This is a genomic window from Antarcticimicrobium luteum, from assembly GCF_004358185.1.
GTDB lineage: Bacteria > Pseudomonadota > Alphaproteobacteria > Rhodobacterales > Rhodobacteraceae > Antarcticimicrobium > Antarcticimicrobium luteum.
In genome coordinates this window covers 39,918-62,335 of record NZ_SMUV01000053.1, presented here as the reverse complement: position 1 = coordinate 62,335, position 22,418 = coordinate 39,918, and the positions used below count along the sequence as shown (strand labels likewise).

Sequence of the window (22,418 nt, the reverse complement as noted above, 5' to 3'; positions counted from 1 at the left end):
GGAAACCGTCCGGGGGACGGATTCAGGGCCGAACGGGCGGAGCCCAGGGGGGCAATTGGGCTGAGCGCGAAGGGTCGCGCCCAGCCCTGGGTGGGCGCATCCGCGTGGTATTCAGCGCGGAACGCCGTCGCGCTCACCGCTTCTGTTCGCTGCGTGACATCAACACATGCGCCCTCCCGGGGGGAGGGTCGGGCGCGGCCCGGCCCGCGGCCGGGCGATTCGGGTTGAAGGGAGGTCATTCGAGGCCCTCCAGCTTGGTGGGGTCGAAGTCTGGGCCGGGGATGAGCTCCACGCCATCTTTCGACATTCGAACTTCCAGACCAGCGTCGATATAGGCCGCCTTGAGCTGGTCGACCTCGGAAAAATCCTTGGTTTGCATCGCCTCTTTACGGAGGTGGTCAAAAGCCATGCCGAGTTCAGCCAATTCGGCGCTCGCACCGAAGCCATGCGCCATCGACAAATAGTGTTCTTTAAAATCTGCCCTGACGTCATCCGACAAGAGCCCTATGAAACGCGCATGGTCCAAAAGGTTTTGTGGGTTCGACCGCATCGCATTCACTATGGTCAGTGCCAAGTGCGTGTTAAGATCATCGGCCAAGGCATCAATGAGTTTCTGGTTCGGTCGAAAATCCTCGGGCGGAGTGGGATCGACATCAACTGTGGCCATCATCCAATTTTGCAAGGTCGCCTCAGCCTGCTTAGCCTTCTTCTCCGTCCAGTCCATCGGCTTGCGATAGTGCGTCGAGAGAAACACGAAGCGGATCACCTCGCCCGGGATGCCCTTGTCCAGCAGATCCCGCACGGTAAAGAAATTGCCCAGGGACTTGGACATCTTCTTGCCCTCCACCTGCAGCATCTCGTTGTGCAGCCAGTAGCGGGCGAACTCCCCCTGCGGATGCGCGCAGCAGCTTTGCGCGATCTCGTTTTCATGGTGCGGGAACATCAGGTCGTTGCCGCCGCCGTGGATGTCGAAGCTTTCCCCCAGCAGCTCGTAGGACATCGCCGAGCATTCGATGTGCCAGCCGGGCCGCCCGCGCCCCCAGGGGCTGTCCCAGCCGGGCTGGTCGTCGCTTGAGGGTTTCCACAGCACGAAGTCCATCGGATTGCGCTTGTAGGGCGCCACCTCGACCCTTGCCCCCGCGATCATGTCATCGACCGAACGACCCGAGAGCGCGCCGTAGTTCTTGTAGCTTTCCACCGAGAACAGCACATGCCCCTCGGCCGCATAGGCGTGGCCGCCGTCGATCAGTTCCCCGATCATCGCCACCATCTGCGGGATATACTCGGTCGCGCGCGGCATGGCGTCAGGCTCCAGCGCCCCCAGCGCGCCCATGTCCTCAAGGAACCATTGCGTGGTTTCGGCGGTGATCCGGTCGATCGGCCTCCCGCGCTCCTCGGCGCGCTTGATGATCTTGTCGTCAACGTCGGTGAAGTTGCGCACATAGGTGACGTGATCGGGCCCGTACACATGGCGCAGCAACCTGTACAGAACGTCGAACACCACCACCGGGCGCGCGTTGCCCAGATGTGCCCGGTCATAGACGGTGGGACCGCAGACATACATGCGCACGTTATCCGGGTCGATCGGGGTGAACACCTCTTTTGCCCGGGTGCGGGTGTTGTGCAGTTTGATCGTCGTCATGACGTGACTCCTCAACGGCGCTGCGCGTGGCGCGGGCTTAGCAACTTGTCTCGGAGATGGAAACGACAGAAACCGGCCCGCGCGTGCGATCAGCGGGGAATAATGCAGCAGGGAATGATGCGGCAGATGCGGTTCATGACGGCGAAATAGCATGGGGGCGCCGCGGAGGGAAGACGCAAAGGAAACATCAAAGCACCTGCCCGGCCGCATGGCCGGGCCATGCCCGCCCAGGGGCGGCCATGGCCCTCCGTGCTTTGACCAAGGCGCGAAATTCTTAAGCCTGCCTCCCCGCCCTCAGGTCACCCCGGCCGCGCAATTGACAATCCCCCTTGGCTCTGCCCCCTTGGCCCCGGACCGCAAGACCCGGAGGTATTCCATGCAGCTCTCCCATCGCATCGAACATTTGACCGGTGGCGGTTCGGACGGATGGGATGTCTATCACCGCGCCCGCGACCTGATCGCGGCGGGCGAAAAGGTGGTCGAGCTGACCATCGGCGAGCATGACATCCGCACCGATCCGGCAATCCTGAAGGCGATGGACGACAGCGCACGGGGCGGTCATACCGGCTATGCCGAGGTGCCGGGGGTTGCCGCCCTGCGCGACCGGGTGGCGGACCGCGTGCAGGCGTGCAGCGGCGTGCCCACCACCCGCGACAACGTGCTGATCACACCCGGCGGGCAGGCGGGCCTTTTTTCCGCCCATTGCGCCACCTGCGACCCCGGTGATGCGGCGCTGTTCATCGACCCCTATTACGTCACCTATCCCGGCACCATCCGCGGCGCCGGCGCGCGGCCCGTCCCGGTACGCACCCGCCCCGGGGACAGCTTTCGCCCGCGGGCGGCGGACATCGCCGCGGCCATCGTGCCGGGGGCCAAATCGCTGCTGATCAACACCCCCAACAATCCCACCGGCGCGCTCTATGACCGCGCCACGCTGGAGGGGATCGCCCAGGTCTGCCGCGACGCCGATCTGTGGCTGATCTCGGACGAGGTCTATGACACCCAGGTCTGGGAGGGGGCGCACCTCAGCCCCCGCGCCCTGCCCGGGATGGCAGAGCGCACGCTGGTCATCGGCTCGATGTCGAAATCGCACGCGATGACCGGATCGCGCTGCGGCTGGATCGTGGGGCCGGAGGCCGCGATTGGCGATCTGATCAACCTGGCCACCCACACCACCTATGGCGTGCCGGGTTTCGTGCAGGACGCGGCGCTGTTCGCACTGGATCAGGGCGCGGAGCTGGAGGCGGCGGTCGCCGCGCCGTTCCGCCGCCGCCGGGCGCAGGCGCTGGAGATCCTGGCCGGTCAGAATGCCCTGCACGCGCTGCCGCCGCAGGGGGCCATGTACCTGATGCTGGACATCCGCCCCACCGGGATGAGCGGGTCAGAGTTCGCCAACGCCCTGCTCGACGCCCATCGCATCGCGGTGATGCCGGGCGAAAGCTTTGGCGCAGCGGCGGCCGGTCATATCCGCGTGGCGATGACCATCGCCGACGATGCCTTTGCCGCGGCGCTGAAAACCCTTTGCGCCTTTGCCGCCACCCGGGTCTGATCGGCCGGCGCATCGCAGCGCGTTCTTGTCCGCCCCTGCCCCGGACCCTATGATGCCGCGGCACCGATAAAGGAGAAACCGAAATGGCGTCACTGAAACGTTGGCTGGATCGCCGGCGCAATCCGTGGAAGGGCATCGCCATCGACTCCTATCTGCAGTTCCGCAAGGACAAGGCCCAGGCGCGGCTGCACGATTTCTTTGACATCGGGCCCGGCGCGGTCGTGCTGGATTTTGGCGGTTTCGAGGGCGAATGGACCGATGCCGTGCTCGCCGCGCAACCCCAGGCCCGCGTGCATGTGTTCGAGCCGCACCCCGGCTATGCCGCGGCGCTGCGCGAAAAATACGCGGACCGGCCCGGCGTAACGGTGCATGAATGCGCGCTGGGGCGCGAGGCCGGGACATTGGCGCTGTCGGATGCCGGCAATGCCTCGTCCGCGGTGGCCGATCATGCGCGCAGCTTCACCGCCCCGGTGGTCGCGGTGCGCGATTTCCTTGCCGAGACGGGAATCGGTCAGGTGCAGCTGGCCAAGATCAATATCGAAGGCGGCGAATACGAGTTGCTGCCGGCGCTGATCGAGGCGGGGCTGATCGGCCGGATCGCGCGGCTGATGGTGCAGTTCCACCTGTTCAAGCCCGAACTCCGACCGCTGCGCGAGGACATCGTGGCGCAGCTGTCGCTGACCCACGATCCGGCCTGGTCCTATCCCTTTGTGTGGGAAGAGTGGCGCCTGAAACGCTGAATTCAAAAGATTTTATTTTCTGGCGGGCAAAAAAAAGGGGGGGCGCAAGGCCCCCCTCAGTTTCGCCGTCCAGGCTCATCTCGTTGACCGCCCAAAGTGTTTTTTGCCTGCGGCCTGGACGTCGTCGGGGGCGAGCGCACCCGCCCCTGGAAAGAGTGGGAAGAGCGATACCCTGCCCCACCCTGTACGCGCGGAAAATCCGGATTTTCCGCCGGGCAGGACAGAGCGGAAACCAGGGGTTTCTGCGGAGTCCTGCACCGTGTCTGGTCTGGCGGGGCGTTGCCGCCCTGCCCGCTTGTTCGTCGGGGCCGGGCCCGCAGGCCCCTTGCCCCTGAGCGCCGTTGCCGGCGCTGTTTCTCAGCTACACCCGCTGGTCGCGCCGCAGGTGTTGCATTTCATGCAGGTGCCGTTGCGCACCAGCGTGTAGTTGCCGCATTCGCCGCAGGCCTCGCCCTCGTAGCCCTGCATCCTGGCCTTGACGCGGGCATCCATCGGCACCGTGCCGCTGCTCATCGCGGTGCTTGAGGCGACGGCACTGGCCATGCCGGTCTCGGGCACCAGCGTCTGCAACGCCGCGCCGGGATCGCCGGCCGCCTTCAGCGCGGTGGCGCCAAAGCTCTGGCCGCCGTTCAGAACCACCAGTTCCTGCGGCAGACGCTTGCGCAGATAGCCGGTCGAGCTGATCTGTTTCAGCACCTCCAGCGACCGGCTCGCGGCGCTTTCGCTCATCTCCGAGATGTTCGAGACACCATCTTCGACGCCGCGGCCCAGATCGTCGAAACTGGCGCCCTCCGGCTTCACATGGGCCAGATCCGTGCGGTCGAGATAGCTGACCGCCAGTTCGCGGAATATATAGTCGAGGATCGAGGTGGCGTTCTTGATGCTGTCGTTGCCCTGCACCATGCCCGCCGGCTCGAACTTGGTGAAGGTAAAGGCGTCGACGAATTCCTCAAGCGGCACGCCGTATTGCAGCCCGACCGAGACGGCGATGGCGAAGTTGTTCATCATCGCACGGAAACCGGCCCCCTCCTTGTGCATGTCGATGAAGATCTCGCCCAGGTTGCCGTCCTCGTATTCGCCGGTGCGCAGATAGACCTTGTGACCGCCGACGATGGATTTCTGGGTATAGCCCTTGCGCCGCGACGGCATCTTTTGCCGGCCGCGGGCGATCTCCTTGATGACCACCTTTTCGATCACCTTCTGGGCCAGCGTCGCCGCCTTTTCCTGGGCCGACCCGGAGGCGAGGATCTCCTCGGCCTCCTCGTCGTCCTCGACCAGCGCGGCCGCCAGCGGCTGGCTCAGCTTGGAGCCGTCGCGATACAGCGCGTTGGCCTTCACCCCCAGGCTCCAGCTCATCTCATAGGCCTTCTGGCAATCCACGATGCTTGCGTCGTTGGGCATGTTGATCGTCTTGGAGATCGCCCCGGAGATAAAGCTTTGCGCCGCCGCCATCATGGTGATGTGGCTGTTCACCGAGAGGAACCGCTTGCCCTTCTTTCCGCAGGGGTTGGCGCAGTCGAAGATGCTGTAGTGCTCGTGCCGCAGGTGCGGTGCGCCCTCCAGCGTCATCGTCCCGCAAACGTGGTCGTTCGCCGCCTCGATGTCGGCGCGGGAATAGCCCAGGTGCCGCAGCAGGTCGAAGCTGGGATCGTTCAGCTTTTCGGCCGGAATGCCCAGCACGTTGTGGCAGAACTCTTCGCCCAGGGTCCACTGATTGAAGACAAAGCGGATGTCAAAGGCGCTTTCCAGCGCGCCCTCGACCTTGGCCAGCTCGTTCTCGCCAAAGCCATGACCGGCCAGCGTCGTCGGATTGATAGCCGGCGCGTTGCCCATGCTGCCGTGACCGACCGCATAGGCGACGATCTCTTCGATCTCGGCGCTGGAATAGCCGAGGTTCTCCAGCGCGGCGGGCACCGAGCGGTTGATGATCTTGAAGTAGCCGCCGCCGGCGAGCTTCTTGAACTTCACCAGGGCAAAGTCGGGCTCGATCCCGGTGGTGTCGCAATCCATCACCAGACCGATGGTGCCGGTCGGCGCGATGACCGAGACCTGGGCGTTGCGATAGCCGTGTTTCTCGCCCAGCCGCAGCGCGTCGTCCCAGGATTTCATCGCCAGTTCGACCAACCGCGCGTCAGGACAGTTGGCGTGGTCCAGCGGCACCGGCTTGACCTCCAGCCCCTCATAGCCATGGCCGTTGCCCTGCGCGGCGTTGCGGTGGTTGCGGATCACCCGCAGCATGTGTTTCGCGTTGCGATCATAGCTGGCAAAGGCCCCCAGCTCGCCGGCGATCTCGGCGCTGGTGGAATAGGCGGTGCCGGTCATGATCGCGGTGAGGGCACCGGCCATGGCGCGGCCCTCGTCGCTGTCATAACCCAGCCCCATGTTCATCAGCAGCCCGCCGATGTTGGCGTACCCCAGACCCAGCGTCCGGAAGTCATAGGACAGCTGCGCAATCTCTTTCGACGGGAACTGCGCCATCATCACGCTGATTTCCAGCGTCAGCGTCCACAGCCGGGTGGCGTGAACGTAATCCTCGGCCTGGAACGCGCCGTCCTTGTAGAAGGTCAGCAGGTTCATCGAGGCCAGGTTGCAGGCGGTATCGTCCAGGAACATGTATTCCGAACACGGGTTCGAGCCGCGGATCGGACCATCCTCCGGGCAGGTGTGCCAGGCGTTGACCGTGTCGTGGAACTGAATCCCCGGATCGGCGCAGGCCCAGGCGGCGTGGCCGATGGTTTCCCACAGATCGCGCGCCTTGACGGTCTTCATCACCTTGCCGTCGGTGCGGTTGATCAGCTCCCAGTCGCCATCCTCGCGCACCGCCTTGAGAAAGGCGTCGGTGACGCGGATCGAGTTGTTGGAGTTCTGGCCGGAGACCGAGTTATAGGCCTCTGAATCCCAGTCGGTGTCATAGGTCGGAAACTCGATACTGGTATAGCCCTGCTTGGCGTAATCCAGCACCCGTTTGACATAGGTTTCGGGGATCGCCGACTTCTTGGCGTCGCGGATCGCCTCCTTCAGGCTGTCGTTGGTCTTGGGATCGCAGGCATCCTCGATGCTGCCGTCCCAGGTCTTGATCGCCGCGAAGATGGCGTTGAGTTTCCGCTCGTGCATCTTGGAGCCGGCGACGATGCTCGCCACCTTCTGCTCTTCGATCACCTTCCAGTTGATGAATTCCTCGATATCGGGATGGTCGGCATCGACGATCACCATCTTGGCCGCGCGCCTTGTGGTGCCGCCCGACTTGATCGCGCCCGCCGCCCGGTCGCCGATCTTGAGGAACCCCATCAGACCGCTCGACTTGCCGCCGCCCGACAGCGCCTCGCCCTCGGCGCGCAGCCGGCTGAAGTTGGTGCCGGTGCCCGAGCCGTATTTGAACAGCCGCGCCTCGCGGACCCACAGATCCATGATGCCGCCCTCGTTCACCAGATCGTCGTTGACCGACTGGATGAAGCAGGCATGCGGCTGCGGATGCTCATAGCTGGACTTGGACTTGGTCAGCTTGCCGGTCCGGTAATCGACATAGTAATGGCCCTGCGCCGGCCCGTCGATGCCATAGGCCCAGTGCAGCCCGGTGTTGAACCACTGAGGCGAGTTCGGCGCGGCGCGCTGGGTGGCCAGCATATAGCGCATCTCGTCGAAATAGGCGCGGGCGTCCTCTTCGGTGGTGAAATACCCGCCCTTCCAGCCCCAATAGGCCCAGGCGCCGGCCAGCCGGTCGAACACCTGCTTGGACGAGGTCTCGCCTCGGGTTTCAACGTCGTCGCCGTCCGGGGCCGAGCGCCACAGGAATTCCGGCACGTCCTTTTCGCGCACCTTCTTCAGATGCGCCGGCACGCCGGCCTTGCGAAAATATTTCTGCGCGATCACGTCGCTGGCGACTTGGCTCCAGCTTGCCGGAACCTCGATATTCTCCAGCCGGAACACGATGGTGCCGTCCGGGTTGCGGATCTCGGATGTCGCGGAAACGAAATCCAGATCGGCATATGCGTCCTGCCCTGCCTTGGTGAATTTTCTTTCGATCTTCATTCTTGCTGCCTCTGATCTTCAGTTTTTCACGTTCAGCCCGGGTTCCGGACCAGTCCCTCGGCGCCTGTCACGCCCTTGTTCCGGCGGCTGCTTTTGCGCGGCCCGATCTGATGCGGTGCCGCGCCGGGCCGCCGCATCGGGCGTTCTGCCCATGCCATGCAATGCGTGTTTTGTGCCGTTCCGTGCTGGCTGCGGCCCCTAGTTTGATCTACTAGATTTAGTGGCTCGTCAGCTAGCCCACACAATCTGGAGCAATCCGGAGGTGGGGGTCAACGACTTTATTTGGATTCCGACGGCAAAAATGCGGTTGACCCGAGCCGGTTTCGCGAGGTGCCACGATTCTTCCACAGGATGCTGCACGGCAGCAGTTCACAGCCCGGCTGAGCCGCACCCCCGAACCCCCTTGTGCACAAGGGAAAACCCCACATGCCGCCGGCACCCGACGATGCAGCGCAGCATTCACGCGGAATTTCTATGCAAATTGCTCTTTGGGAAGAGCCCGGCGGCCGCATCCGGCGATTGAGCTCCGGCAAGGCGACTCGCTTGAAGATGGTCGGGGCGGCGAGATTCGAACTCACGACCCCCTGTACCCAAAACAGGTGCGCTACCAGACTGCGCCACGCCCCGACGGGCGTCTGTCTAGCCGCAGTTGCAGGGGTTGAAAAGCCCTAACAGGGCCAGGCGGCCGGCCCGCCGGAAAAAACCGGATGCCGCATCATCGTGCCCGGCGCAATTCCATACCGCGCGGCCAGGGCGGCGTTGATCTCCAGCACCACGAAAACGCCGGGGCCACCCTCGATCGGGGTCAGGTCGCCGGGAATCGCGCCCGAATGCACACGGATCACCCGCCCGCTGCGGTCGGCAAAGATCATGTCGAGCGGGATCAAGGTATTCTTCATCCAGAAACTGGCGCGCTGTGGATGATCATAGACAAACAGCATCCCCGCACCGCGCGGCAGCGTCTCGCGGAACATCAGCCCGCGGCCGCGCTCCTCCGGGGTGTCGGCCAGCTCGATCGAGAACTGCACCTGTCCCCAGTCACCGCGCAGCGCCACCCGGTCGGGGCGGCACTCCGGGGTGTCGGCCAGCGCCGCCCCTGTGCCCAGCATAAGGATCACAAAGGCGACGAGCCGGCGCATTACAGCGCCTCCTGCCCGGTCAGCGCGGCCTCCCAAGCCAGGATCTCGGCGGCCATGCGGCCCCGGCGCCCGTCGATCACGCGCATCGCCAGCGCCTCGCCGGGTTGCAGATCGGCCAGGCCGGACTGGCGCAGAACCTCGATATGCACGAACACATCCTCGCTGCGGCCAAAGACATTGGCAAAGCCGAACCCCTTTGCCTTGTCGAACCACTTTACCCGGGCGGGCTCCAGCGGCCTCTGACGGATATCGGCCGGGTCCAGATGGCTGAAATCCGAAAGCAGCGGGCCATCGTCCTCGCGCTCGGGCGGGATGATCGAGAGAACCTCTATCGCCTGCACCCCGCGCGCGGTTTCCTGCGTCACCACCTGAATGCGCGACCCGTCGGCGACCGAGCTCTGCCCGAAATTCCTCAGAACGTTCATATGCAACAGGATGTCCGGGCCGCCCCCATCCGAGACGACGAACCCGAATCCCTTGGCCGGGTCAAACCATTTCACCTGACCTTCAACTTGATGCATGCTGCTCAGATCTTCTGCCACTTCTGCTTTTTTCCGCGTTTTGTGTCATCGCGCCGAAATGGCGCGTGCCTGAATTTGTGCAATATGTAAGCTGAACATTTCAAGTTGAAAACATCCACTTGGGTGGAAATCCACATATATTTTCAAAGCGTTGCATTTCACGTAACGTGAACGTCAGGGACTCAACCTCTGGATTTTCCACGCGGATTCGGCATTTTCGCGCCGCCAGACAAAGCGGTCATGCAGCCGGAAAGCCCCATCCGCCCAGAACTCGATCTCGACAGGAACCAGCCGGTAACCGCCCCAAAACGGTGGCCGCTGCGGATTTGCGCCCAGCCGCGCGGTCAGTTTCGCCACCGTCGCCAACAGCGCGGCGCGGCTGTCCAGCGGCTGAGACTGATGCGAGGCCCAGGCGCCCAGACGGCTTTTCAGCGAGCGCGAGCGGTAATACTCATCCGCCTGCGGCCCGTCCTCGCGGCTGATCTCGCCCCGCACCCGGATCTGGCGGCGCAGCGATTTCCAGTGCATCACAAAGGCACCCTTGCCGGCCTGGTCCAGCTCCTGCGCCTTGGCGCTGCCGTAATTTGTGTAAAAGACAAAGGCCGCCGACTCGATTTCCTTCAGAAGGACCATGCGCGCATTCGGCATCCCCTCCGCATCCACCGTCGAGAGCGCGATGGCGTTCGGATCGTTGACCTCGGTCGCTTCGGCTTCACTCAGCCATCGGCGCGCGATCACAAAAGGATCGTCGCCCGCAAAAATGCCGGTTCTGTCGCCCATGGTATCCCCATCATGGTCCTTGGGCGAAACAGTAGTGGGCGACCGCCTTGGCGGCAAGCCCGATACTCTTGATGCCTCAGGGGCAATGGCCTAAAGGTCACTCTCACACCGTGCACAGAGGCGGAGATCCTTCATGTCAAATCAGTTGTTGGCCGGCAAGCGCGGCCTGATCATGGGCCTGGCCAATGACAAGTCCATCGCCTGGGGCATCGCCAGGGCGTTGTCCGGCGCCGGCGCCGATCTGGCCTTTTCCTATCAGGGCGACGCGCTGAAGAAACGGGTCGATCCGCTCGCCGCCCAACTCGGTAGCGATATCGTCCTGCCCTGCGATGTCGGCGACGAGGCCTCGATCGACGCGCTGTTCTCCGCCCTGAAGGTGCGCTGGGACAATCTCGACTTCGTGGTCCACGCGATCGGCTTTTCCGACAAGAACGAGTTGCGCGGGCGTTATGTCGACACCAGCCGCGCCAATTTCCAGCTCTCCATGGATATCTCGGTCTATTCCTTTACCGCCGTGGTGCAGCGCGCCGAAAAGATGATGTCCGAGGGCGGCAGTTGTCTGACGCTGACCTATTACGGCGCCGAAAAGGTGATGCCGCATTACAACGTGATGGGCGTGGCCAAGGCGGCACTGGAGGCATCGGTGCGCTATCTGGCCGAGGATCTGGGCAAGGACGGCATCCGCGTCAACGCGATCAGCGCCGGTCCGATCAAGACGCTGGCGGCCTCGGGCATCGGCGATTTCCGCTACATCATGAAGTGGAACGAATACAACTCGCCGCTGCGCCGCAACGTGACCATCGACGACGTCGGCGGATCGGCGCTCTATCTGCTGTCCGATCTGGGCGCCGGGGTCACCGGCGAGGTGCTGCATGTGGATGCCGGCTATCATGCCGTGGGCATGAAGGCAGTGGATGCCCCCGATATCGCCAAGGGCTGACCGCACAGCCGCGACCAAAAGGTAAAGGAACCGCCGCCATGACCGACCGTCTGCCGCATGAAAAGGGTTTTCACGTCAGCTGGGATCAGCTCCATCGCGATGCGCGGGCGCTGGCCTGGCGCCTGCAGGGCAACGCCCCCGGCGAGGGCGGCTGGCGCGCGGTGGTGGCGATCACCCGCGGCGGCATGGCCCCGGCGATGATCGTCGCGCGCGAGCTCGACATCCGCCTGGTCGACACGATCAGCGTGAAATCCTACGACCACCAGACCCAGAGCGAACCGGTGGTGATCAAATCGCCCGACATGGCGATGGTGGGCGACGGCACCGGCGTGCTGATCGTCGACGATCTGGTCGATACCGGCCGCACGCTCGAGGTGGTGCGCCAGCATATGCCAAAGGCCCATGTCGCCACCGTCTATGCCAAGCCCAAGGGGCGGCCGATGGTCGACACCTTTGTCACCGAGGTCAGCCAGGACACCTGGATCTTCTTCCCCTGGGACATGGCGCTGCAATATGTAGAGCCCTATCGCGGCCGCGACTGAGCGCGCGCGGCGCCAGGAGAGGCCGATGTCCAGATCACGCACCAAGGCCACCTTTGCCGCTCCCATCGTCGAGGCGCGCAAATGGCTCGACGGGGTCGCCTTTCCGCCGGACCGGCCGCTGATCAACGTCAGCCAGGCCGCCCCGATGGAGACGCCGCCCGAGGCGCTGCGCCGGGCGATGGCCGATTTCGTTCTGCACAGACCCGAGGCGCATCTGTACGGCCCCGACCTCGGCATGCCGGACCTGCGCGCGGCGCTGGCCGGGCGGACCGCGCGGATCTATGGCGGCGCGGTCGCGGCGGCGCAGGTCGCCATCACCTCGGGCTGCAACCAGGCCTTTGCCGCCGCCATCGCCGCCATCGCCGGCGAGGGCGACGCGGTGATCCTGCCGACGCCGTGGTACTTCAATCACAAGATGTGGCTCGACATGGCGGGCGTCGAGGCGGTCGCGCTGCCCACCGGCGCAGACCTGCTGCCCGATCCGGAGCAGGCGGCGGCGCTGATCACCGAACGCACCCGCGCCATCGCCCTTGTCACCCCCAACAACCCGGCGGGCGTGGAATACCCCGCCGAGCTGCTGCGCGCCTTTTACGATCTGGCGCAGGCGCGGGGGATCAGGCTGATCGTGGACGAGACCTACCGCGATTTCCACAGCCGGCCCGGCGCGCCGCATGATCTTTTCACCGATCCCGACTGGGACCGCACGCTGATACACCTGTATTCCTTTTCCAAGGCCTACCGGCTGACCGGCCACCGGGTCGGCGCGCTGCTGACCTCCCCCGCGCTGCTGGCCGAGGTGGAGAAATTCATCGACACCGTCACCATCTGTCCCAGCCAGGTCGGCCAGTTCGCGGCGCTGAAGGGGATCGAGACGCTGGACCAATGGCTGGCGGCCGAGCGGGACGAGATTTTGGGTCGCCGCGCGGCGATTTCCCAGGGGGTTCCGGTCCTGGCGGCCCGGGGTTGGGCGTTAAAGGGGCTGGGCGCCTATTTCGCCTATTTGGCGCATCCTTACGACATGCCGGCCGATGCGCTGGCCCGCCGGCTGGTCTCCGAGGCGGGCGTGCTGCTGTTGCCCGCGACCATGTTCGTGCCGCAAACTGACCCCACCGGCGCACGGCATCTGCGCGTCGCCTTCGCCAATCTAGACCGGGCGGGGATCGCCACGCTTTTCAAGCGGCTTTCGACCCTCACCATCTGACCTTGCCCCCCCTTTGCGCCCGTCGTATGCAGGGCGCCAAAGAATGGCATCGCCAGAGAGGGGGCACCATGGCCGCACGGGTCAAACAGTTTTCGAAAACCTTCGTGTGGATCCTGCTTGGCCTGCTGGTCGCGGGTCTGGCCGGCTTCGGCGCCACCAACCTCACCGGCACCGTGCGCACCGTGGCCAAGGTGGGCGATGAGACGGTCAGCGTCGATGCCTATGCCCGCGAGCTGCAACGCGAGATCCGCGCCGTCGAGGCGCAGACCGGCCAGCCGATGCAGATGAGCGAGGCGCGCGCGCGCGGCATCGATCAGCAGGTGCTGGCCCGCCTGGTGGCGCTGGCCTCGATCGACAACGAGGTCGCCACGCTGGGCCTGTCGGTGGGCGACGAAAAGCTGCAACAGGAAATCGTCGCGATCCCCGCCTTTCAGGGCATCGACGGCACATTTGACCGCGAAACCTATCGCTTTGCCCTCGATCAGGCCGGGGTCAGCGAGGCCGAGTTCGAGGCCGACCTGCGCGCCGAGGCCGCTCGCACCCTGGTACAGGGCGCGATCGTCGGCGGCGTGACAATGCCCGACACGCTGGTGAACACGCTGGTCGACTATGTCGCCGCGCGGCGCAGCTTTGCCATGGTGACCCTGACCGCCGAGGATCTCGACGCGCCCCTGCCGGCGCCGGACGACGCCGCGCTCCGGGCGTTCTACGATGCCGATCCCGAGCGTTTCACCCTGCCCGAGACCAAGCGGATCAGCTATGTGACGCTGACCCCCGACATGATCCTCGATCAGGTCGAAGTGGACGAGGCCGCGCTGCGTCAGCTTTATGACGAGCGCGCGGAGGACTACAGCATCCCCGAACGCCGGCTGGTCGAACGGCTGGTGTTCCCCGACGAGGCCGCCGCGGCCTCGGCGATGGCGCAGATCGAGGTCGGCGGCACCACCACCTTCGAGGCGCTGGTGACCGGACGCGGACTGTCTCTGGGCGATGTGGACATGGGCGATCAGGCGGCCAGCGATCTGGGCGATGCGGCCGGCGCGGTGTTTGCCGCCGAAATCGGCGCCGTGGTGGGCCCCCTGCCCTCGGACCTGGGTCCGGCACTCTACCGGGTGAACGGCCGGCTGGAGGCACGCGATACCCCCTTTGAAGAGGCCCGCGACGATCTGCGCGAGGAACTGGCCGCCGAACGCGCGCGCCGGCTGATCGAAACCCGGGCACAGGACATCGACGATCTGCTGGCCGGCGGCGCCACGCTGGAGGATCTGGCCAAGGAAACCGACATGGAGCTGGGCCGGATCGACTGGACCGCCGACAGCGCCGACGGGGTGGCCGCCTATGACGCATTCCGCGAGGCCGCGCAAAAAGTCAGCCCCGAGGATTTCCCCGAGGTCGGCTTTCTCGAGGATGGCGGCATCTTTGCGCTGCGGCTCGACGATACGCTGGCGCCGCGCCCCGAACCCTTTGAGCAGGCCCGCGCGCGGGCGATCGAGGGCTGGACCCTGCAACAGACCGAGTTGGCGCTGACCGAACAGGCCGGGGCGCTGGTCGCCGAGCTGGGCGCGGATGGCGATTTCGCCGACGCCGGGCTGGAGCCCAGGGTGGAAACCGGATTGACGCGCACCGCCTTTCTCGAAGGCACACCGCCGGACTTCATGGCCCAGGTGTTCGAGATGGAGCCGGGCGCGCTGCGCGTCATCGGCGCCGGCGACCGGGTGCTGATCGTGCGCCTGGACGAGGTTCTGCCGCCGGCAGAGACCGCCGATCTGGCCCGGATGCGCAGCGGTTTCGGCCAGGAGCTGGACCAGGTGCTGGCCCAGGCCCTGTTCGACGCCTTTGTCCGCGATGCGCGGTTGCGCGCCCGCCCGATGCTGGACCAGCGCGCGCTGAACGCGGTCCAGTCGAGCTTTCAGTAAGGGGAGCGTCATGGCTCTGACCCCGGATTTCGACACGTTCGCCCGCGCCTATGAGGCAGGGCGGAACCAGGTGGTCTACACGCGGCTGGCGGCCGATCTGGACACGCCGGTGTCGCTGATGCTGAAGCTGACCGGCGGGCAAAAAGACGCCTTCATGCTGGAATCGGTGACTGGCGGCGAGGTGCGCGGGCGCTATTCCATCATCGGGCTGAAGCCGGATCTGATCTGGCGCTGCGACGGCGACAAGGCGGCGCTGAACCGGCAGGCGCGGTTCGACCCCGAGGGGTTCGTCCCCGAGGCCGCCGATCCGCTGACCAGCCTGCGCAGCCTGATCGCCGAAAGCCGGATCGACCTGCCCGACGACCTGCCCCAGGCCGCCGCCGGGCTCTTCGGCTATCTCGGCTATGACATGGTGCGGCTGATCGAGCATCTGCCGGATGTGAACCCCGATCCGCTGGGCCTGCCCGATGCGCTGATGCTGCGCCCCTCGGTCGTGGCCGTGCTCGACGGGGTCAAGGGCGAGGTCACCGTTGTGGCGCCCGCCTGGGCCGGCGACGGCCAGAGCGCGCGCGCCGCCTATGCCCAGGCCGCCGAGCGGGTGATGGACGCGGTGCGCGATCTGGAACGCGCGATGCCCGCCGAGAGCCGCGATCTGGGCGAGGCGGCAGAGGCGGCCCCGCCGGTGTCGAACTTCACCCGCGAGGGCTACAAGGCCGCCGTGGAGAAGGCCAAGGATTATATCCGCGCGGGCGATATCTTTCAGGTGGTGCCGGCGCAGCGCTGGACGCAGGATTTCCCGCTGCCGCCCTTCGCGCTCTACCGCTCGCTGCGGCGCACCAACCCCTCGCCGTTCATGTTCTATTTCAACTTCGGCGGCTTCCAGGTGATCGGCGCCAGCCCCGAGATTTTGGTGCGGGTGTTCGGAAACGAGGTCACCATCCGCCCCATCGCCGGCACCCGTCCGCGCGGCGCCACGCCGGAAGAGGACCGCGCGCTGGAGGCCGATCTGCTGGCCGACCAGAAGGAGCGGGCCGAGCATCTGATGCTCTTGGATCTGGGGCGCAACGACGTCGGCCGGGTGGCCCGGATCGGCACCGTGCGGCCGACCGAGCAATTCATCATCGAGCGCTATTCCCACGTGATGCACATCGTCTCCAACGTCGTCGGCGAGTTGGCCGGGGACAAGGACGTGCTGGATGCCTTCTTTGCCGGCATGCCGGCGGGCACGGTGTCCGGCGCACCCAAGGTGCGGGCGATGGAGATCATCGACGAGCTGGAGCCTGAAAAACGCGGCCTTTATGGCGGCGGCGTCGGCTATTTCAGCGCCGGCGGCGACATGGACATGTGCATCGCGCTGCGCACCGCCATCGTGAAGGACAAGAAGCTCTATATCCAGGCCGGCGGCGGCGTCGTCTATGACAGCGACCCGGAGGCGGAATATATGGAGACGGTGCATAAATCGAACGCCATCCGCCGGGCGGCGGCGGACGCGGCGCGGTTCACCGGCGGCGGCAACCGCTGAAGCCCTTAGGGCTGCAACTGGCGAACTTCACCGTTTGCCCCAACGAGCAAGCCGCGCAAGCGCCGGACCATGGTCTGGCGCCACGGCCTCCGATCGGCGCACTTTATGCCAGCCAAATCCGGACGACATCTGAACGGAGCGCCCACGTCAACCAAGCGCCTGACCGCCGGGACGGTCCGGCGCTTGCGCGGCGCTTTGCTCAGAGGCTTACCTCGAGTACTTTAGGAAGATGCTTTATCGGCTCTGCGCGGTGACGTCGTATCCATAGATCCAGTCGAACTGGCGCACCGCGCGCGTCGGCGCCAGCGTACCGCCGAGGCGCAGCGCCATATGCCCCAACTCGCGAATGGGCGAGAGGCCGAAGTGGTATTTCCAGGCATTGGCATTGGCCGCCGCGATCACCCGCGCGGCCCTTTCGCGCCGCCGGGCCTGATAGGCGGCAAGTGCAGCGGCCTGATCCGCCTCGCCGGCCAGGCAATCGGCCAGCACCCAGGCATCCTCCAGCGCCAGATTCGCCCCCTGGGCCAGGAACGGCAGGGTCGGATGCGCGGCGTCGCCCAGGATCGCCACCCCCTCGCCCTGCCAGCGCGCGGCCACCGGATGGCGGAACAACCCCCAAAGCGCCACCTCGCGCACCTGCGCCAGCAACTCTGCCGGCAGCCCGCGGAAATCGGAAAAGGCGGCGCGCAGGTTGCCCGGATCGTCGTCGTGATGCCAGCCCTCGTCGGCCCAGTCGCGGCGCTCCTGCACGGCGACGATATTGACCAGCCGCCCGCCCCGCAGCGGATAGCAGACCATATGCCGCCCCGGACCCATGAAGATCTGCGCCTCGGCCGGCAGGCGCAGATCGTTGGGCACCGTCGCGCGCCAGGCCACCTGTCCGGTGAAAAAGGGGCGATCGTCCCCGTTCAGCGCCACCCGCGCCCGCGACTGCAACCCGTCGGCCCCCACCACCAGATCGGCCCGCGCCTGCGCGCCATTGGCCAGATGCAACTCTGGAACCGGGCCAGGCACCACCGCCTCCACCCGCTGCAACAGGCGAAGGGGAATGCCCGCCGTGCGCGCGGCCCCGGCCAGAAGGCCGATCAGATCGGCGCGATGCACCAGGTAGAAGTCCTGGCCGGCGGCGTAGCGGGCCAGATCAAGACGCAGCACCTCGCCGCCGCGACGGTAATCGCGCAGCACCACCGCGCGCGAGGGCACCGCCGCGCGGGACAGCGCCTCGCCCAGCCCCATCGCGCGAAGGACCGCCGCGCCATTGGGACTGATCTGAAGCCCCGCGCCGACCTCGGCGATCTCGCAGGCCTGTTCCAGCACCGTCACCTCGGCGCCGCGCGCCCGCAGCGCCAGTGCCGCCGCCAGCCCGCCGATCCCGGCACCCGCAACGATGATGTTCCGTCCCGTCAGCCCCATTGCACCCCGCCCGTCCGTGCCCGCCGCGGCCCGCGGCCGCCACCAATGAAAAACGCCAGGGCGGCAGACCCCGGCGTTTTCCCAACCCTCATCGTCCGTCGCCGCGATCAGTCGTCGCGATGCACCTTTTCGCGACGCTCGTGACGCTCCTGCGCCTCTAGGCTCAGCGTGGTGGTCGGCCGCGCCACCAGACGCTTGAGCGAGATCTGCTCGCCGGTGTCCTGGCAATAGCCGAACTCACCCTCGTCGATGCGGCGCAGCGCGGCGTCGATCTTGCTCACCAGTTTGCGCTGGCGGTCACGAATGCGCAGCTCCAGCGCGCGATCGGTCTCTTCGCTGGCGCGGTCGGCCACGTCGGGGATGTTGCGCGTCCCGTCCTGCAGCCCGGCGATGGTGGATTTGCTTTCACTCAACAGGTCGTTCTTTTGCCGCAGCAGTTCGCGGCGAAACCATTCGAGTTGGCGTTCATTCATGAACGGCTCATCTTCGGCCGGACGGTAGTCCTCCGGCAGAAAGTTTTCCTGCTTCATATTGCTTCCCTCGGTCAGACTAACAACGTCCTTCAAACCCGCAGATTTAGACATCTGTCTCCCCCTTCTGCCGCTGCGTTTATCCGAGAGATTCCAGATTGTCACTACACAATAGCAATTCGATTGGGCTAAAACCCCGGGCAGACCGGAACGCGAAACTGCGAACAGCAAAGGGTTGGAAAACATGAGATTTCAGGGCACCAAGGACTATGTGGCGACCGAAGACCTCACCATCGCGGTGAACGCGGCGGTCACGCTGGAGCGCCCGCTGCTGGTCAAGGGAGAGCCCGGCACCGGCAAGACCGAACTGGCCCGCCAGGTGGCCGATGCGCTGGGTCTGAAAATGATCGAATGGAACGTCAAATCCACCACCCGCGCGCAACAGGGCCTTTATGAATACGACGCCGTCAGCCGGCTGCGCGACAGCCAGCTGGGCGAAGAGCGGGTTCACGACGTGCGCAACTACATCCGCAAGGGCAAACTCTGGCAGGCCTTCGAGGCCGGGGAAAAGGTCGTGCTGCTGATCGACGAGATCGACAAGGCGGACATCGAGTTTCCCAACGACCTGCTGCAGGAACTCGACAAGATGGAGTTCTATGTCTACGAGACCGGCGAGACGATCCGCGCCGCGCAACGCCCGATCGTCATTATCACCTCGAACAACGAGAAAGAGCTGCCCGACGCCTTTCTGCGGCGCTGCTTTTTTCACTACATCCGCTTCCCGGACGAGGCGACCATGCGCAAGATCGTCGAGGTGCACCACCCCGGCATCAAGCAGGCGCTGCTGACCACCGCGCTCACCCAGTTCTATGAACTGCGCGACACCTCGGGGCTGAAGAAAAAGCCTTCGACCTCGGAGGTGCTCGACTGGCTGAAACTGCTGCTGGCCGAGGATCTGGATGCCGATGATCTGAAACGCGACGGTGTCAACGCCCTGCCCCGGTTGCATGGCGCGCTGCTGAAGAACGAACAGGACGTGCATCTGTTCGAACGGCTGGCGTTCATGGCGCGCAGCCAGCGATGACCTCTGATCCTATTTTGGTTCCCCGGCGGCACTTTGCGCGCCGCCGGGGAACCAAAATCAGGCAGGCCGGCGACCAAGACGACGGCCGTTAGCGCGTCAGCTCCTTCATCCCCTTTTCCAGTCCCGAAAGCGTCATCGGCACCATACGGCTGTCGAAGATCTCGCGGATCATCTGGATCGAGTGGGTATAGTCCCAGTATTTCTCGGGCACCGGGTTGATCCACAGACTGTCTTTCCACTGCTCGCGCGCACGGTTCAGCCAGACCTGCCCGGCCTCTGCGTTCCAATGCTCGTTCGCGCCGCCCGGATAGGCGATTTCATAGGGCGACATGCTGGCGTCGCCGACAAAGATGCATTTGTAATCCGGCCCGTAGGTGTTCAGCACCTCCCAGGTGGGGGTCTGGGCATCCCAGCGGCGGCGGTTGTCGCGCCAGACGCCCTCGTAGAGGCAGTTGTGGAAATAGTAGTATTCCAGATGCTTGAACTCGGTCCGCGCGGCCGAGAACAGCTCTTCCACCACCTTGATATGCGGGTCCATCGAGCCGCCGACATCGAGAAACAGCAACACCTTGACGGCGTTGTGCCGCTCGGGCCGGGTCTTCACATCCAGATAGCCGTGCTCGGCGGTGGCGCGGATGGTGCCGTCGAGGTCAAGTTCCTCATGCGCGCCCTCGCGCGCCCAGCGGCGCAGCCGCTTCAGCGCCACCTTGATGTTGCGGGTGCCCAGCTCGACGGTGTCGTCGAGGTTCTTGAATTCCCGCTTGTCCCAGACCTTGACCGCGCGGCCGTGGCGGCCTTCCTTCTGGCCGATGCGCACGCCCTCGGGGTTGTAGCCATAGGCGCCGAAGGGCGAGGTACCGGCGGTGCCGATCCACTTGTTGCCGCCCTGGTGACGGCCCTCCTGCTCCTTCAGCCGCTCTTTCAGCGTTTCCATCAGCTTCTCGAAGCCGCCCAGCGCCTCGATCTCGGCCTTTTCCTCGTCGCTCAGATGCTTTTCGGCCATCTTGCGCAGCCAGTCGGCGGGCAGGTCCACCGCCTCCAGCACCTGATCGAGGGTGATCTGCTCCAGCCCCTGGAAACTGGCGGCAAAGGCGCGGTCAAACTTGTCCAGATTACGCTCGTCCTTCACCATCGCGGTGCGGGCGAGGTAATAGAACGCCTCGACGTCATAGGTGGCAAGCCCCGCCTTCATCCCTTCCAGAAAGCTCAGGTATTCCCGCAGGCTGACGGGGATGCCGGATTTGCGCAGGTTTTCGAAGAAAGGCAGGAACATCGGACCTCGCCTATAGTGCCGCGCGGTGGACCATGATCGTCACCAGAACGCCGACGACGGCGAACCCGATCGCATAAACCGCCGCATACTGGACCATGTCCGCCGGTTTGCCGCCATGTTTCCTGGCCGTCAGGCCGCCCAGAATGGCACCGATCAGCGCCGCTGAAATTACGATCATCTTGGTGTTATCCGCGCCCTCTGTTCTGGGGGTTCAGCGCCGCGATCTCACGCATCTTGGCCCGTACCGCCCAATCGGAGCCAAACCCGTACCGCGCCCATCCCAGGCTGTCCAGTCTGACGCTGCGGGCCTCGTCGGGGCGGCCGGTCAGATCCAGCGCCTCGGCCTTGAGCAGCATCAGCGTGGACAGCAGCGCACCATTTTCGGCCCTTGCTGCGACATCTAGCATCGGATCGATCTCGCGCAACGCCTGGGCGCCATTGCCGGTGGCGATCGCATAGGCCGCGGTCTGGGTCACCACATAGGCGGCATGCAGCCGGGTGGCCGGATCGCGCGACAGATAATGCAGCGCGGCCTGGAACTGCGACTGCGCGGCATCGGGATCGGTCACCTGGGTGATCCGGCCCAGCATGTAATGGCTGAAGGCGCGGCGATGGTCCTGCCAGCCCAGCGTCTCGGCGGTGCGGGCGGCGGTATTGGCCGCCGAACGGCGCGCGCCCGGGTTGGCGCCGGGGCCGAGCGCGGTCTGCACCGCCTCGATCCAGCCGCGCGGCGTCTCGGTGACCGGGGCGGCGGGCTGACGGGTTCCGGCCGGGTTCAGCCGCGCCAGCAGCGCGGGCAACTGGGCTGCGACCTGTCCCTCCGTCATGCCGCTGCGCAGCTCGGGGGCATAGGTGGCGCGCAGGATCAGCATGTCGAACCCGGTCAGCACCGTGTGCACATTGTCGTCGTTAAACACCGAATCCGGCAGCCGGTAGAGATCGTTGAGCGGCCCCAGCGCCTGCGCCAGTTCCTCGTGCAGGCAATCGCGCAGCTCCTGCGGGCTGGTGTCGTAAGGTACGAAGATGCCCAGCCGCGTGCGCGTGCGCAGCACCGACCAGTTGGTCTTGGGTTTGCGCCGGTCGCGGCGGAACTCGTCGAAGCTGGAGACATTGGGCACCACGAAACAGGCGGCCGCCGGCAGCGCGCGGCGGATCTCGGCGCGGCTGACCACCTCGATGGTGATATTGGCGCTGCCCCGGGCGATCTGGCGGATGTCAATCCCCGCCTCGCGCCGCAGCCGGGTCAGCAGGCGGCGCAGGTCGGGCTCCAGGCTGGGGGGCGGATCGCCGCTGACCCGCACGGTGACGGGCGTCTCGAACCGGGTGAAATAGTCCAGCTTGCGACCGCTCTCCAACCGGAAATGCAGCGCCAGGAAATCGGCGGCGATATTGGCGTTGGACCGGGTCGGCGCACTGGGATGAGGGGTGGAAAAGACCTTCATCGGCGGCAGCGTACTGTCGGTGATCTTGGCCCGCGTCGGCGTATCGGCCAGCGGCACCGTGTTGCAGCCCGCCAACAGCAGGCCGAGACACAGGAGGACGGCGGCACGGATCATCGGCGCGGGCACCAAGGGGACGGGAGGATGCAGGTCAGGTCGGTCATATCGCGTAGCAAATCCGTAAAATGCCCGGGGCCCGGCCCGGGGTCCGCGTCGAG

The 22,418-nt window shown here is 65.5% G+C and carries 18 protein-coding genes and 1 tRNA gene; 8 read left to right on the top strand and 11 right to left on the bottom strand.

The features are described from left to right. Nucleotides 1–235: 235 nt before the first annotated feature. A complete protein-coding gene (gene cysS, locus E1832_RS05370; RefSeq protein ID WP_133358706.1) occupies nucleotides 236–1,642 on the bottom strand; it encodes a cysteine--tRNA ligase in 1,407 nt (468 codons plus the stop codon). A gap of 376 nt (nucleotides 1,643–2,018) precedes the next feature. Between cysS and E1832_RS05365 the strand changes: the two genes are divergently transcribed. Continuing rightward, entirely contained in the window at nucleotides 2,019–3,191 is a 1,173-nt protein-coding gene (locus tag E1832_RS05365; RefSeq protein ID WP_133358705.1) for a pyridoxal phosphate-dependent aminotransferase, read from the top strand. Nucleotides 3,192–3,274: 83 nt separating this feature from the next. Beyond that, nucleotides 3,275–3,931, top strand: coding sequence for an FkbM family methyltransferase (locus E1832_RS05360; RefSeq protein ID WP_133358704.1), 657 nt, complete (start codon nucleotides 3,275–3,277; stop codon nucleotides 3,929–3,931). Nucleotides 3,932–4,288: 357 nt separating this feature from the next. Here E1832_RS05360 and E1832_RS05355 read toward each other — a convergent pair whose 3' ends face one another. The 5 genes from E1832_RS05355 to pdxH form a co-directional block, all read right to left on the bottom strand. Further along, nucleotides 4,289–7,960 (bottom strand): vitamin B12-dependent ribonucleotide reductase, encoded by a 3,672-nt coding sequence (locus E1832_RS05355; protein WP_133358703.1) that lies wholly within the window; start codon nucleotides 7,958–7,960, stop codon nucleotides 4,289–4,291. A 550-nt stretch (nucleotides 7,961–8,510) separates the two neighbouring features. Beyond that, nucleotides 8,511–8,587 (bottom strand) — tRNA-Pro (locus E1832_RS05350). Nucleotides 8,588–8,628: 41 nt separating this feature from the next. After that, nucleotides 8,629–9,099: a DUF192 domain-containing protein gene (locus E1832_RS05345; protein ID WP_133358702.1), complete on the bottom strand. Its 471-nt coding sequence runs from the start codon at nucleotides 9,097–9,099 to the stop codon at nucleotides 8,629–8,631. Beyond that, entirely contained in the window at nucleotides 9,099–9,641 is a 543-nt protein-coding gene (locus tag E1832_RS05340) for a cold-shock protein (protein ID WP_133358701.1), read from the bottom strand. The genes E1832_RS05345 and E1832_RS05340 overlap by 1 nt, the downstream gene beginning before the upstream one ends. 153 nt (nucleotides 9,642–9,794) lie before the next feature. Further along, nucleotides 9,795–10,400 (bottom strand): pyridoxamine 5'-phosphate oxidase, encoded by a 606-nt coding sequence (gene pdxH / locus E1832_RS05335; protein ID WP_133358700.1) that lies wholly within the window; start codon nucleotides 10,398–10,400, stop codon nucleotides 9,795–9,797. Between the two features lie 133 nt (nucleotides 10,401–10,533). Between pdxH and fabI the strand changes: the two genes are divergently transcribed. From fabI to trpE, 5 genes are all read left to right on the top strand, one after another. Beyond that, entirely contained in the window at nucleotides 10,534–11,340 is an 807-nt protein-coding gene (gene fabI / locus E1832_RS05330; RefSeq protein WP_133358699.1) for an enoyl-ACP reductase FabI, read from the top strand. A 38-nt stretch (nucleotides 11,341–11,378) separates the two neighbouring features. Beyond that, a complete protein-coding gene (gpt, locus tag E1832_RS05325) occupies nucleotides 11,379–11,882 on the top strand; it encodes a xanthine phosphoribosyltransferase (protein WP_133358698.1) in 504 nt (167 codons plus the stop codon). 25 nt (nucleotides 11,883–11,907) lie between these two features. Next, nucleotides 11,908–13,083, top strand: coding sequence for an aminotransferase (locus E1832_RS05320; RefSeq protein WP_133358697.1), 1,176 nt, complete (start codon nucleotides 11,908–11,910; stop codon nucleotides 13,081–13,083). Nucleotides 13,084–13,151: 68 nt separating this feature from the next. Next, nucleotides 13,152–14,999: a peptidylprolyl isomerase gene (locus E1832_RS05315; protein ID WP_133358696.1), complete on the top strand. Its 1,848-nt coding sequence runs from the start codon at nucleotides 13,152–13,154 to the stop codon at nucleotides 14,997–14,999. 10 nt (nucleotides 15,000–15,009) lie between these two features. Continuing rightward, on the top strand, nucleotides 15,010–16,521 hold the full coding sequence (trpE, locus tag E1832_RS05310) for an anthranilate synthase component I (RefSeq protein ID WP_133358695.1): 1,512 nt from the start codon (nucleotides 15,010–15,012) through the stop codon (nucleotides 16,519–16,521). A 234-nt stretch (nucleotides 16,522–16,755) separates the two neighbouring features. Here the strand turns inward: trpE and E1832_RS05305 are convergent, their stop codons facing one another. Both E1832_RS05305 and dksA read right to left on the bottom strand, forming a co-directional pair. Beyond that, a complete protein-coding gene (locus tag E1832_RS05305) occupies nucleotides 16,756–17,934 on the bottom strand; it encodes an FAD-dependent monooxygenase (protein ID WP_133358694.1) in 1,179 nt (392 codons plus the stop codon). A gap of 107 nt (nucleotides 17,935–18,041) precedes the next feature. After that, nucleotides 18,042–18,464 carry an RNA polymerase-binding protein DksA gene (dksA, locus tag E1832_RS05300; RefSeq protein ID WP_133358693.1) on the bottom strand — a complete coding sequence of 141 codons (423 nt, stop codon included), beginning with the start codon at nucleotides 18,462–18,464 and terminating at the stop codon, nucleotides 18,042–18,044. 184 nt (nucleotides 18,465–18,648) lie between these two features. On the opposite strand from dksA, the gene E1832_RS05295 reads away from it, so the two are divergent. Next, nucleotides 18,649–19,488: an AAA family ATPase gene (locus E1832_RS05295; RefSeq protein WP_133358692.1), complete on the top strand. Its 840-nt coding sequence runs from the start codon at nucleotides 18,649–18,651 to the stop codon at nucleotides 19,486–19,488. Between the two features lie 88 nt (nucleotides 19,489–19,576). Here E1832_RS05295 and E1832_RS05290 read toward each other — a convergent pair whose 3' ends face one another. The 3 genes from E1832_RS05290 to E1832_RS05285 are packed head-to-tail and all read right to left on the bottom strand — an operon-like array spanning nucleotide 19,577 to nucleotide 22,317. Then, a complete protein-coding gene (locus E1832_RS05290; protein WP_133358691.1) occupies nucleotides 19,577–20,761 on the bottom strand; it encodes a vWA domain-containing protein in 1,185 nt (394 codons plus the stop codon). Between the two features lie 10 nt (nucleotides 20,762–20,771). Beyond that, nucleotides 20,772–20,939, bottom strand: coding sequence for a hypothetical protein (locus E1832_RS22430; RefSeq protein ID WP_165978802.1), 168 nt, complete (start codon nucleotides 20,937–20,939; stop codon nucleotides 20,772–20,774). A 7-nt stretch (nucleotides 20,940–20,946) separates the two neighbouring features. Then, entirely contained in the window at nucleotides 20,947–22,317 is a 1,371-nt protein-coding gene (locus tag E1832_RS05285; protein WP_133358727.1) for a DUF2927 domain-containing protein, read from the bottom strand. Between the last annotated feature and the right edge of the window lie 101 nt (nucleotides 22,318–22,418).